The 12,503-nt window shown below is 67.7% G+C and carries 12 protein-coding genes; 4 read left to right on the forward strand and 8 right to left on the reverse strand.

The window, feature by feature from the left end; genetic code table 11:
• Positions 1 to 32: 32 nt before the first annotated feature.
• The 4 genes from JNG39_RS13245 to JNG39_RS13260 are packed head-to-tail and all read right to left on the reverse strand — an operon-like array spanning position 33 to position 3,877.
• Positions 33 to 1,565 carry a GAF domain-containing protein gene (locus JNG39_RS13245; RefSeq protein ID WP_368312031.1) on the reverse strand — a complete coding sequence of 511 codons (1,533 nt, stop codon included), beginning with the start codon at positions 1,563 to 1,565 and terminating at the stop codon, positions 33 to 35.
• The gene (locus tag JNG39_RS13250; RefSeq protein ID WP_368312033.1) at positions 1,558 to 2,208 is read right to left on the reverse strand and encodes a biliverdin-producing heme oxygenase; all 651 of its coding nucleotides are present in this window, start codon (positions 2,206 to 2,208) and stop codon (positions 1,558 to 1,560) included. Before JNG39_RS13250 ends, JNG39_RS13245 begins: the two co-directional genes overlap by 8 nt.
• Positions 2,209 to 2,601 (reverse strand): hypothetical protein, encoded by a 393-nt coding sequence (locus JNG39_RS13255; protein WP_368312034.1) that lies wholly within the window; start codon positions 2,599 to 2,601, stop codon positions 2,209 to 2,211.
• A 10-nt stretch (positions 2,602 to 2,611) separates the two neighbouring features.
• A complete protein-coding gene (locus JNG39_RS13260) occupies positions 2,612 to 3,877 on the reverse strand; it encodes an ectonucleotide pyrophosphatase/phosphodiesterase (protein WP_368312036.1) in 1,266 nt (421 codons plus the stop codon).
• A gap of 49 nt (positions 3,878 to 3,926) precedes the next feature.
• Here JNG39_RS13260 and JNG39_RS13265 point away from each other — a divergent pair, with 49 nt between their 5' ends.
• Both JNG39_RS13265 and hutU read left to right on the forward strand, forming a co-directional pair.
• Positions 3,927 to 4,337, forward strand: coding sequence for a hypothetical protein (locus tag JNG39_RS13265; protein WP_368312039.1), 411 nt, complete (start codon positions 3,927 to 3,929; stop codon positions 4,335 to 4,337).
• A 75-nt stretch (positions 4,338 to 4,412) separates the two neighbouring features.
• Positions 4,413 to 6,086: a urocanate hydratase gene (gene hutU / locus JNG39_RS13270; protein WP_368312041.1), complete on the forward strand. Its 1,674-nt coding sequence runs from the start codon at positions 4,413 to 4,415 to the stop codon at positions 6,084 to 6,086.
• 99 nt (positions 6,087 to 6,185) lie between these two features.
• Here hutU and msrA read toward each other — a convergent pair whose 3' ends face one another.
• On the reverse strand, positions 6,186 to 6,851 hold the full coding sequence (gene msrA, locus JNG39_RS13275) for a peptide-methionine (S)-S-oxide reductase MsrA (RefSeq protein ID WP_368312042.1): 666 nt from the start codon (positions 6,849 to 6,851) through the stop codon (positions 6,186 to 6,188).
• 244 nt (positions 6,852 to 7,095) lie between these two features.
• Between msrA and JNG39_RS13280 the strand changes: the two genes are divergently transcribed.
• Positions 7,096 to 8,313, forward strand: coding sequence for an HD-GYP domain-containing protein (locus JNG39_RS13280; RefSeq protein ID WP_368312043.1), 1,218 nt, complete (start codon positions 7,096 to 7,098; stop codon positions 8,311 to 8,313).
• Complete coding sequence (locus JNG39_RS13285) at positions 8,310 to 9,560, forward strand: putative bifunctional diguanylate cyclase/phosphodiesterase (protein ID WP_368312044.1); 1,251 nt, start codon at positions 8,310 to 8,312, stop codon at positions 9,558 to 9,560. Before JNG39_RS13280 ends, JNG39_RS13285 begins: the two co-directional genes overlap by 4 nt.
• Before the next feature lie 47 nt (positions 9,561 to 9,607).
• Here the strand turns inward: JNG39_RS13285 and coaE are convergent, their stop codons facing one another.
• The 3 genes from coaE to JNG39_RS13300 all read right to left on the reverse strand — a co-directional run bounded on the left by coaE (position 9,608) and on the right by JNG39_RS13300 (position 12,420).
• Entirely contained in the window at positions 9,608 to 10,213 is a 606-nt protein-coding gene (coaE, locus tag JNG39_RS13290) for a dephospho-CoA kinase (RefSeq protein WP_368312045.1), read from the reverse strand.
• The gene (locus tag JNG39_RS13295) at positions 10,210 to 11,079 is read right to left on the reverse strand and encodes an A24 family peptidase (RefSeq protein WP_368312047.1); all 870 of its coding nucleotides are present in this window, start codon (positions 11,077 to 11,079) and stop codon (positions 10,210 to 10,212) included. The genes coaE and JNG39_RS13295 overlap by 4 nt, the downstream gene beginning before the upstream one ends.
• A gap of 75 nt (positions 11,080 to 11,154) precedes the next feature.
• The gene (locus JNG39_RS13300) at positions 11,155 to 12,420 is read right to left on the reverse strand and encodes a type II secretion system F family protein (RefSeq protein WP_368312049.1); all 1,266 of its coding nucleotides are present in this window, start codon (positions 12,418 to 12,420) and stop codon (positions 11,155 to 11,157) included.
• Positions 12,421 to 12,503 lie beyond the last annotated feature (83 nt).

Here is a 12,503-nt window from a genome sequence, read left to right on the forward strand (position 1 = left end):
CCGCGAAAGCCGATGTCACCGCGGCGCGGGCCTCAGGCGGCCGGATTACGCGCGGACATCAGCTCGATGAGCACACGCAGGCCCCGCGCCGAATCCAGGTGCTGGCGAGACCAGGGGCGTGAACGCCCGCGCACGGTTTCCTGCCACGTGGCGAAGCTCTGCCTCGGCGACAGGCGCGCGCCGGGTATGGTCTCCAGCTTGGAGAGCGACGGATTGCCGCCCCAGCGCACCTGGCGAACCTGCTCCGTGCGCGTCCACATGAGCGCTGCCGTGGACGCGCCCGATTCCAGCGGCATGTAGATGATCCCGGCGGCGGTTCCGGTGGCGGCGGGTTCGTCCAACGTGGGGAATCGCGCGCCGAGGGCGTCGGTATGCAGCACACCCACCACGCCGTCGTTGCCGCTGAGTTCTTCGTCGCCGGCCGCGCGACGGATGCGCAGCAAGGTGGCTTCGTCGGGCAGGATGCCGTGCCGGATCACGCGTGGGCCGATGAACACCGCCACGCCGTCGGCGTCCACCACGTCGAGCAATTCCGGTGCCAGCGAAGCGAGCAGGTCCGGATCCACGCGCTCGCTCTCGTTGAACGCGGTGATGAGCTTCTCACGCACCGTGAGCAAAGTGCTTTCGATCTCGATGTGATCGAGTTCCTCGATGGCGGCCACGCGCGCGGCGAACGAGCGCGCCATGGCATCGGCGACCTCGCGCATCTGGTGGTCGGCGAAGAAGGGGCTGTAGTGGTGGCAGGAGATCAGGCCCCACAGGCGACCGCCGGTAATGATCGAGGCCACCAGCGTGCCGGTGACGCCCATGTTGCCGAGGTATTCCAGGTGCACCGGCGACACGCTGCGCAACGACACGTCGGAGAGATCGGTGGCTTCGCCCGTCTGTGGATCGTAGGCGGGCAGGATGCGCGACGGCACGTACTTGCAGTCGCTGATCTGCCGCACGCGGTTGCGTAGGTAGAGGGCGCGGGCCTGCGCGGGGATATCGGTATGCGGGTAGTGCAGGCCGAGATAGGCCTCGAGATCCTCGCGGCGCGCCTCGGCCACGACTTCGCCGTTCCACTCGTGGTCGAAGCGGTAGACCATGATCCGGTCGTAACCGAGCACGTTGCGCAGGTTGCGAGCCATGCGGGCCGCGGCGCGCTCGATGGTGGGATCGTTCTCAAGCTTACGCGCCAGTTCGTAAGCGACGCGGATCGGGTCGTCCTCGAAATACGCCTCGCGCGGCTCGATCTCGATCATCCATCGCGTGTCGTAGGCGTGCACGCAGGCATACCAGTCGGCATCGTGCGCGCAGGTGGGAAACCCCACCCGCACCCAGGCGCTGTGCGCGGGCCGTTCGTCGTCGTCGAACAGGTCTGCCGGTAAGGTCAGCACGTCGTCCAGGGGGGCGTCGAGCAGGGCGCCGATGTTCGTGCCGAAGAGTTCGGGGGCGTTTTCGCTGGCCTGGATGATCGACCGCGTCGCCGTGTCCACGACCAGCAACACCCCATGGGGTTGGATCGAGCCGGGGATGTGGATCGGTTCGCGATCGCAGGCGGTGAGGTCGGGCAGCTCAGACATGGGCGGCAGGATCCTGTAGCGCTTGTCGAAAGCGCGCGAACATGTGGTGGGCACCTTCCACGGCATGATGCCGGGCATCGTCGTCCGTCAGTTCGGCGTCGAGGAGGGACTGGAAACGGCGCCAGCGGGCAGGTGTGGTTTCGCCCATGGCGTAGTAGCGGTGAGGGTGCGCGGGGAAGCGTTCGCGCAGATGCTTGACGATGAGACGGGCGCCGAGGGTGGAGCCTTCGATGACGTAGAGTTCGCCCCAGTTCGTCGCGTCCTGGCTATCGCCGCTGAAGCGGCTCCTACCGAGCGGGGTGCGGTACGGTGCCGGCCCTTGCTCGGTAGGAGCCGATTCATCGGCGATCCCTGACCGTGTCGCAACCTGGCCACCGCAGAAGCGGGTGTCGGTCTCGAGGGCAGCAATACGGGAAAGATAGAGCCAATGCGGAGAGATACCCGCAAGCCACTTCCCACGCTCCGCCTCCCACTCCCGAAACAACTTCAACTGCGCCGCCAGCAACACCTCATAGCCGGCCTGGTCCATCCGCCCATCCATCAACCGCCGCATACCCTCGGCGGCTTCCACCGCCTCGTGCGCGTCGCGCGTGCGTTCGCGGAGGATCCGGTGGGCAGGCGTGGACGCGGCAGCGCCGTCCATTCAGAGGACCTGGGTGGCCTTCAGCACCGCCACCACCGCCACGCCGGCGACGATCGCGAGCACCATCAGCCGCACGCGCGATGCGGTGCGCTGCGCGGGCGGCTGCAAGCCCGGATTGCGGTGGACGCGGAGTTCTTCCTGGAAGCGCACCACCGGCTCGATGCCGATGTCCTTCAGCAGGGCGCGGGCCTTCGGGAAGTCGTCGGCGCTCTTGACCCAGACCTGGGGCCACGACTCGCGGTTGTCGTTGCGCTGCGAGTAGCTGAACCGTTGGTACGACGAGCGGTTCCAGTTCGACCGGTTGGTGACCGTGGTCTCCACGTCGTGCTCGGCGAGGAGGGCCACGATCCGGTCGATGTTGTCATGGCGGGGCGAGGTATAGATCTGGCGCATGCCCCCAATTCTACGGGATTCCCCGGTCCCGGGGCGCCAGCACGCCCTTCACGTCGTCCAGGTGCCCGTCGTTGGGCAGGGCTGGGATGCCCAGCAGGTGCATGAGCAAGGGATAGACGTCGACGTTGGGAAACGGCGCCACGGTGACACCCCGGGCGATGTCCGGCCCGTGCGCCACGAACAGCGCCCGCATGGTCGGATCGAGGTTGTCGTAGCCGTGCTCGCCGAGCGACATCGGGTCCTTGCGCCGGGCGAGCACCTCGTGGCTGGTGATCGCCCAACCAGTGTCGGCCAGGCACAGGAACGCCGGCACGCGGCGGTGGGTGCCGTAGTCGAGCCGCTTGGGCAGGTCTTCGCGGCGATAGCACGTCATGTGCTCATGCGGGCCGAGCAGGCGGGCCACGGCACGGGTGTCGTCGTGGCCGGGCTTGGGATCGAACGTGGCCATGACGCCGTAGGACACCGGCTCGAGGTCGTCCAGGTCGGTCTCCTGGTCGGCGAATACGATGTTGCCCTTGGGCACGTAGGCCATGCCGTGGTCGGACAGCACCACGATGTTCATCCGGTCGTAGAGCCCCCGGCGGCGAAGCCCGGCCACCAGGTAGCCCAGGGCATCGTCCACCTCCCGCAGTGCCGCGTTCACTTCCGGCGAATCCGGGCCGTGCTCGTGCCCGGCGTGGTCCACGGCGTCGAAATACAGCGTGTCGAAGACGGGCGCGGCGCCGGGTTCGTCGATCCAGGCGAGCAGCTTGTCCACGCGCTGGCGCGAGGTGAGCGAATCGTCGAACGGAATCCAGTGATCCGGCCGGACGCCGTGGATCTTCGCTTCGGTGCCCGGCCAGAACATCGTGGCCGTGTGCAGGCCGTGTTTCTGCACCGTCACCCAGATCGGCTCGGCATCGGCCCACCAGCGGCCGTCGCTGGTGGCGTCGTGCCGGGAAAGGCTGAATTTGCCCAGCACCGGGTCGCGCATCGTGTTGTTCACGATGCCGTTGCGGTCGGGGACGCGGCCCGTGACCAGCGTGTAGTGGTTGGGAAAGGTCAGCGAGGGAAACGACGGCAGCATGTAGGGCGCGTGGGCGCCGTCGTCGGCCAGGGCATCGAGGTTGGGCGTGAGGCCGCGCTCGCGGTAATCGGACCGGAAGGCATCGATCGAGACGAGCAGCACGGGATGCGGCGGGGCGGCGGGGCGGGGCAGTTGCTGGGCGCAGCCGGTGATCAGGCCGAACAGCCATACGGCGGCGAGGCGCCACCGAAAGGAAAACGCAGGATTCATGTAGGGGAACGTAGTCTGGAAACAGTCCCCGAAATGATGGACCAGGACGATGACCAATTCATCACGCAAGAAATTTCTGTTCCTGCTCGCCGCCGCGCTTCCCGCCCTGGCGCTCGCGCAGACGCAGCCCCAGCAACCCTCCCGCCCCGCCGGGCAGCCCCAGCGGCCGGTCTACAGGGCGCCCTCCTCGGCGCAGCAGGACTGGCAGCGCGCGGTGGATCGATCCCGGGTGCAGAGCCAGCAACGCCAGAACGCGGTGCAGCAGCAGTTGCAGCAGGACAACGTCAACCGGCAGATGAACGCCACCACTGATCCGGCGCTGCGCAGCCAGCTCGACAACGCCAACCGCACCCAGCAGAACCTCTACCGCTCCAAGCAGGACGACGAGGTCAAGCGGTACAACGACCGCCACCCGGGCCAGCCGCCACCGCCGGCCGGCACGTCGAGCACCGGCCGCTGATTGCTGCATCGCGTATGGCGGCCCGTGAAGGCCGCCGCCCATAATCGGCGCTTTCCCGCCTTGACGGAGCACCCGATGACGGCCGTGACGCGCATCGACACCACCCGAACCGTCCGCGCGCCGCGCGGCTCGGAACTCACCTGCAAGAGCTGGCTGACCGAAGCCCCGTTCCGCATGTTGCAGAACAACCTCGATCCCGAGGTGGCGGAAAATCCGGCCGAACTGGTGGTGTATGGCGGCATCGGCCGCGCGGCGCGCAACTGGGAATGCTTCGACGCGATCCTGCGCTCCCTGCGCGAATTGCGCGACGACGAAACCCTGCTGGTGCAGTCAGGCAAGCCGGTGGGTGTCTTCCCGTCGCACCCGGACGCGCCGCGCGTGCTCATCGCCAATTCCAATCTCGTGCCCGCCTGGGCCAACTGGGAGCACTTCAACGAACTCGATCGCAAGGGACTCATGATGTACGGCCAGATGACGGCCGGCTCGTGGATCTACATCGGGTCGCAGGGCATCGTGCAGGGTACCTACGAAACCTTCGTGGAAATGGGGCGTCAGCACTACGGCGGCCGTCTCGCCGGGCGGTGGATCCTCACCGCCGGCCTGGGTGGCATGGGTGGCGCGCAGCCGCTGGCGGCGAGCCTCGCCGGCGCGTCGTCGCTCACGGTGGAATGCCAGCAGAGCCGCATCGATTTCCGCCTGAAGACGCGTTACGTCGACGAACAGGCCAGCGACCTCGACGATGCGCTGGCGAGGCTCGAGCGTTACGCGAAGGAAGGCCGCGCGGTGTCCGTGGCCCTGCTGGGCAACGCGGCCGACGTGCTGCCCGAACTGGTGCGCCGTGGCGTGCGGCCCGACGCGGTTACCGACCAGACCAGCGCCCACGACCCGGTCAACGGCTATTTGCCGTCGGGCTGGACGGTGGAGGAATGGTTCGAGCGTCGCAAGAGCGACCCGGCCGGTACGTCGCGCGCGGCCAAGGCCTCGATGCGTCGCCACGTCGAGGCGATGCTCGCCTTCCATGCGCAGGGCGTGCCCACTTTCGATTACGGCAACAACATCCGCCAGATGGCGAAGGACGAGGGCCTGGGCGATGCCTTCGCCTTCCCCGGCTTCGTGCCCGCCTTCGTGCGTCCGCTGTTCTGCCGCGGCGTGGGTCCGTTCCGCTGGGTGGCGCTGTCGGGCGATCCGGAAGACATCTACAAGACCGACGCCAAGGTGAAGGAGCTGATCCCCGACGATCCGCACCTGCATCGCTGGCTCGACATGGCCCGCGAGCGCATCCGTTTCCAGGGATTGCCCGCGCGCATCTGCTGGGTGGGCCTGGGTCAGCGCCACCGCCTGGGGTTGGCCTTCAACGAGATGGTACGCAACGGCGAACTCAAGGCGCCGGTGGTGATCGGCCGTGACCACCTGGATTCGGGCTCGGTCGCCAGCCCCAACCGGGAGACCGAGGCCATGCGCGACGGCAGCGACGCGGTGAGCGACTGGCCGCTGTTGAACGCGATGCTCAACGTGGCCGGCGGCGCCACCTGGGTGAGCCTGCATCACGGCGGCGGCGTCGGGATGGGTTACAGCCAGCACAGCGGCGTGGTGATCGTCTGCGACGGCAGCGAGGCGGCGGACAAGCGCATCGCCCGCGTGCTGTGGAACGATCCGGGCACGGGCGTGATGCGGCACGCGGACGCGGGGTATGACGACGCCGTGGCCTGCGCGAAGGAGCAGGGGTTGAACCTGCCTATGATCGGGTAACGGTGTTGCACCCTTGATTCGCCGACACGGTCGGCTCCCACCCTTCGGTAGCGAGCTTCCTACCGGAGGGGTGGGAGCCGATCGCATCGGCGAAGCGGCTTACCGGCCGTTAGCCCAGGCAGGCGTATACCGCTCCGGATAGATCCTCTCCAGCGCCAGCACCTTCGGCCTGTCGTTGATCGCGATGTACGGCGTATCCGGGTTCAGCCGCATGTAGTCCTGATGCTCGTTTTCGGCAAGATAGAAGCCCTTCAGCGGTACCACCTGGGTCACGATCGGCCCGGAAAACGCATGCGCGGCGGTGAGCTGGCCGATATAGGCGTCGGCGACCTTCTTCTGTTCCGGCGTTCCGTAAAAAATCGCGGACCGGTACTGGGTGCCACTGTCGGGCCCCTGGCGGTTGAGCAGGGTGGGGTCCTGCACCACCGAGAAGAACACCTGCAGCAGCTGGCCGTAGGTGACCTGGGCGGGGTCGTAGACGACTTTCACCGACTCGGCGTGGCCGGTGTCGCCATCGCTGACGTCGTCGTAGTTGGCATGGGCCGCGTCGCCGCCGGCGTAGCCGGTGCGCACGCTTTTCACCCCGCGAACGTGCTGGAACACGCCCTCGACGCCCCAGAAGCAGCCGCCGGCGAAGACGGCCGTGGCGTCGCCGGTGGCTGTCGCGGCATCGAGCGAGGGGGGAGGCAGGCGCACGCCCTCGTCGCGGGCCGAGGCGGTGCAGGCGGTCAGGGCGAGCAGGAGCACGGGAATCAGGCGGTTCATGGGGCGTCTCCTTGGGACGATGCCTGGATGGGCTTGCCCCAGAAGACCGGGTATCGCCCTTTTTCCTGACATGTTCCCGAGGGTCTTCAGTTTCCCCTGAACCGGCCGATAAGGCCCGGGTCGACCGTGGGTAGCCCCGGGGGAGGCAAATTCGGCATGCTGTTCAGCTGAATGCGACGCACCGGGAGGGGATGCGTCGCGGCGGTCAGGTGCGTCATCGTTCGAACCGAAGGAGCAGTGGCAAGTGGCGTACGATCTGGTGGAGAGGCGCGTGTTCGTGTCCGACCTGGAAGTCGGCATGTACGTCAGCCGCCTCGATTGCGAGTGGTCCGACACCCCGTTTCCGATAGCGGGCGTGCCGATCACTTCGCGGGACGACATCGAGAGGCTCAGCCGCTTCTGCAAGTACGTGTTCGTCGACATGCAGCGCCGCGTCATGCCGGCGCGCGTCGTCACCGCCGCGGCCCCGCGCCCGGCGCTCAACCTGCGCCTGGTCTCGCGACAGACCTATGCCGACACGGCCACCCACGCCGAGGAACTGCCTCGAGCGGAGGAAGCCTTCGAGGCGATGCATGGTTTCACCGGCCGCCTCATGCGCGACGTGCGCAACGAGGGCGGCTTCGACCGGGAGGCGCTCGACGCCGCCGTCCGGCCCATGGTCAGCAGTGTGCTGCGCAGCGCCGACGCCTTCCTCTGGGTGGAAAGCCTGCGTCGCCGCGACGGTTACGCCTACCGCCGGGCGGTGGGCTGCGGAAGCCTCGCGGCCGCCTTCGGACGCCACATGGGGTTCGACGAGGAGGCCATCGTCAGCCTGGCCAAGGGTGGCCTCCTGCTCGACGTCGGCATGTGCCGCCTGCCGCCGGAGGTGCTCGAGCGCGACGGTCCGCTCAACGACGCGGAGTGGGCGCAGGCCCGGCAGCACGTGGAGGAGGGCATGGCCATCCTCGACCGAGCCGGCGTCACCGACGCCGAGGTGCGCGACATGGTCGCCACCCACCACGAGCGCTTCGACGGCACCGGCTACCCGAACGGCCTCGTCGGTACGGCCATTCCCCTGGCCGGCCGCATCGCGGCCATCATCGACACCTACCAGGCGATGTCGGCCGACCGGCCGTACCGCGCCCCGGTGTCGCAGCACAACGCCGTCCGGCACATGTACGCCGGGCGCGACCGCGAGTTCCAGGGGGAGCTGGTGGAGCAGTTCCAGGCCTGCATCGGCGTCTATCCCACGGGGTCGCTGGTGGAGCTCAACACGGGCGAGGTGGCGGTGGTGGTGATGCAGAACCCTGCACGGCGCCTGCAGCCACGGGTAGCATTGCTCAGCCGCGCGGACAAGCAGGCAATCGGCGAGCCGGTCGTCGTCGACCTCATGCAACAGGAGGGCGGCGTGCGCAGGGAGATCCAGCGTACCCTTCCGTTCGGCAGTCACGGCATCGATCCGAGGGGAATCATCAGGTCATGAGCGAGCGGTCCCACATCCTTCCCGCGGTACAGGTCATGCTGGACCGCGCGGTACCCGATACGGGCCTGTGCGCCGTGCTGGTGGTGCGCCTGAAGGGCATGCGCGAACTGCAACTGCGCTTCGGCTACGGTTTCGGCAACGACATCATGCTCGCCGCGCGCGAACGCATCGTCGACGCCCTGCGCCACGTCGACAAGGTGTTCGTCGCCGGGGACGACAATTTCGTGATCGTGCTGCCGGCCGTGCGCAATCGCACGCACGCGATGCTCGCGGCCACCCGCATCGTGGGCGCCTTCGACACCCCGCTGCCGCATCCCGAGCGTCCCTGGCACGGGCGGATCACCATCGGCGTGGCGATGCACCCCGACCACGGCAACTCCGCCGAGTGGCTCTACCGTCGCGCCGAGATGGCTCACGACGACGCGGTGCGACTGGGCGAGCCATTCGCCATCTACGAGCCCGACGTGACGCCGGTGGAGATCCTCTACGGCGAGCTGCGCGAAGACATCGAGGGCAATCGCCTGCACGTGGCTTTCCAGCCGCTGCGCGACCTGCGCAGCGGCGAGATGGTGCGGGTGGAATCGCTGGCGCGATGGAGCACGCCCATGCACGGCGACGTGGCGCCGGGCGATTTCATCCCCTTCGCCGAGCGCAGCGACCTGATCGTGCCGCTCACCCGCTGGAGCCTCAACGCCTCGCTGCGCCACGTGGCCTCGCTGCATCGGGGCCAGTGCCCGCTCGACGTGGCGATCAACCTTTCCCCGCGCGTGTTCGTGGAGCATGGCTTCGCCGAGCACATCCTCGGCGCGCTCGACATCTGGGGCGTACCGGCCGAGTCCACCATCGTGGAGATCACCGAAACGGCGTTGCTCACCGACCTCGACGTGAGCGTGCGTGGCTTGCGCCGCCTGCGCGACCGTGGCGTGCGCGTGGCCATCGACGATTTCGGCACCGGTTACGCCTCGTTCGCCTACCTGCGCCATTTCCCGGCCACGGAACTGAAGATCGACCGCTCGTTCGTGAGCGCCATGACCACCGACGTGCGCACCGAGCAACTCGTGCGCGCGATGGTGGAGGTAGCGCATCGCCTCGGGATGGAAGCCGTGGCCGAAGGCGTGGAGAACGAGGAAACGCTGCTGAGGCTGGTGGAGATGGATTGCGACGTGGTGCAGGGTTACCACATCGGACGGCCCGTACCGGCGGAAGAATTCGTGGCCGAGAGGCTGGCGGCGGCGTCGCTGACCTGAGACGCCGGGAGTTCGCCGATCGTATCGGCGAAAAAGCCGCCGTATCGCTACGATTTTCTCGCCAGCAGGACGTACCGATCGTGCAGCTCGCCCACCTGCCGATCCAACGCCGCCTCATCCCCATCGTTGACGATCACGTCATCCGCGATCGCCAGCCTCTGTTCCCGCGACGCCTGCGCCGCGATCATCTTCCGCGCCAGCGCCTCGTCGATGCCGTCGCGCTTCACCAGCCGCGCCACGCGCACGTCCTCCGGCGCATCCACCACCAGTACGCGATCCACCCATGCGTACTGCGCATGGTTCTCCGCCAGCAGCGGGATCGACAGGATGCAATACGGGCCGCGATCGGCTTCGACCGCCGCGCGCAGCCACTCGCGGATGCGCGGATGCAGGATGCCCTCCAGCCGGGCCCGCGCCGAGGGATCGTCGAACACGCGCTGGCGCATGGCCGCGCGATCGAGGCGGCCTTCGGCGTCCAGCGCCTCCGCGCCGAACAGGCGGGCGACTTCCGCCAACGCAGGCGAACCGGGCTCGACCACGGCACGCGCCGCCACGTCGGCGTCGTAAGCATGCACGGCCAGCGCCTCGAAGCGGCGTTCCACCGCGCTCTTGCCCGAGGCGATGCCGCCGGTGAGGGCGATCACGCGGCTCATTGCATCCCCGTCAGCCGCAGGTAGCCGTTCAGCAGGGTGTCTCCGCACATCAGCCAGACCCAGCCTGCCGCGGCGATATACGGGCCGAAGGGCATCGGCACGTCGCGGTCATGGCGGTGCAGAACCATCAGCGTGCCGCCCACGATCGCCCCGATCAACGACGACAGCAACACGATAGGGAGCAGGGCGGTCGGCCCCATCCATGCGCCCAGGGCGGCCAGCAGCTTGAAATCGCCGTGGCCCATGCCTTCCTTGCCCGTGAGCAGCTTGAACAGCCAATAGATGCTCCACAGGCTGAGGTAGCCGACGAGCGCGGCCAGGATCGCCGAGGACGGCTCCACCGGCAGGGGCTGCCACGCGGGAACGAGCGTAAGGCCCAGGCCGATCCACAGCAGGGGATAGTTGAGTTCGTCGGGCAGCAGCTGCGTGCGGGCATCGATGCCCGACAGCGCGATCAGCAGGTAGGTAAACAGCAGGGCGGCGAGCGTGCCGGCGCCGATGCCGAAGCGCCACACCACCAGCGCGCTGGCCACGCCCGCGATCGCTTCCACGAGCGGGTATTGCGCCGAGATGCGTTCGCCGCAGTACCGGCAGCGTCCACGGAGGAACAGCCAGCCGAACAGGGGGATATTGTCGCGCACCGATAGCCGGTGTTTGCAGTGCGGGCAGTGCGACGGCTCGAGCGCCACGCCGGGCGGCTTCGGCTCGTCGACCTCGGGCAGCTCGAGCACCTCGCGGGCCTGGCGGCGCCATTCCCACTGCATGCGCAGCGGGGTGCGCAGGATCACGACATTGAGGAAGCTGCCCACGATCAGCCCGAAGACGGTGGCGAAGGCGATCCAGAGGGGAAGCGGTAAATCCGGCATGAGGCGTCCGTGGATATGAGAGGGCCCTCCGCCTGTCCGGGGAGGGCCCGTTATTGTGCCCTTTGCGAGGGCGGCTTACGTCGTGCCGGCGATCTTGAAGATCGGCAGGTAGAGCGAGATGACCATGCCGCCCACGAGGCCGCCGAGGATCACCATGATGAACGGCTCGAGCAGGCTGCTGAGCGTGTCCACCGCGTTGTTGACCTCTTCCTCGTAGAACTCCGCCACCTTGAACAGCATCGAGTCGAGCGAGCCGGACTCCTCGCCGATGGCCGTCATCTGCACCACCATGTTCGGGAAGAGGTCGGTCTGGCGCATCGCGAGCTGGAGCTGGTGGCCCACCGAAACGTCGTCACGCATGCGCAGCACGGCCTCGCCGTAGACGATGCTGCCGGTGGCGCCCGAGACGGCCTCCAGGGCTTCCACCAGGGGCACGCCGGCTTGGAAGGTCACGCCCAGCGTACGGGCGAAGCGGGCCAGGGCCGACTGGCGCAGCACGTTGCCGATGACCGGAATGCGCAGCGACAGGCGATCGAGGAAATGGGCGAATTTCGGCGAACGGTTCTTCGCCATGACGAAGGCCACGCCGGCACCGACGATCACCGCGAGCATCAGCCACCAGTACGACTGCGCGAACTCCGAGGCCTTCACCACGACGAGGGTAGGCACCGGCAGGTCGGCGCCGGCGTCCTTGAAGGTCTGCTGGAACACCGGCACCACGAAAAGCAGCAGGATCATCGTGACCAGGAAGGCCACGACCATCACCATGGCCGGGTAGAACAGGGCCTTCTTGATCTTGCCCTTGATCGCCTCGGTACGTTCCTTGTAGGTGGCCACGGTATCGAGGATGGTATCGAGCACACCGGCCGATTCGCCGGCGTGGACGAGGTTGCGGTACAGCTCGTCGAACTGCACCGGGTACTGGCCCAGGGCCTCGTGCAGCGAGGCGCCGCCCTCGATGTTGGTCTTGACGTCGGTGAGGATCTTCTTGAAGCGGACGTTCTTCTGGCCGCTGGCGATGATGTCGAAGGCCTGCACCATGGGCACGCCCGAGGCCATCATCGTGGCGATCTGCCGGCTGAAGATCGCCACGTCGCGCGGCTTCACCTTCGAGCCGCTGGATCCGAACAGTGGCTTGGACTTCTCGCGGACCGTCTGCGGGTTCATTCCCTGGCGGCGCAGCTCGGCCTTCACCAGTGCGGCGTTCTTGGCCTGCATCTCGCCGGTCATGCGCTTGCCGCGCTTGTCCAGGGCGCTCCAGTCGTACATGGTGAGCTTGGACACGTCCGCTCGCGCGGCGCCCACGGCCCGGGTGTTCTGTTTGGCGGTGGCGAGAGCCATTCGCGGTATTCCCCCTGTCAATCTGTCACGAAGGCGCCCTGTGGCGCCCCGCACCGGCGGATAGTCTGAACGACTTTCCGCTT

Source organism: Luteibacter sp. CQ10 (assembly GCF_040900725.1).
Classification (GTDB): Bacteria; Pseudomonadota; Gammaproteobacteria; order Xanthomonadales; family Rhodanobacteraceae; genus Luteibacter.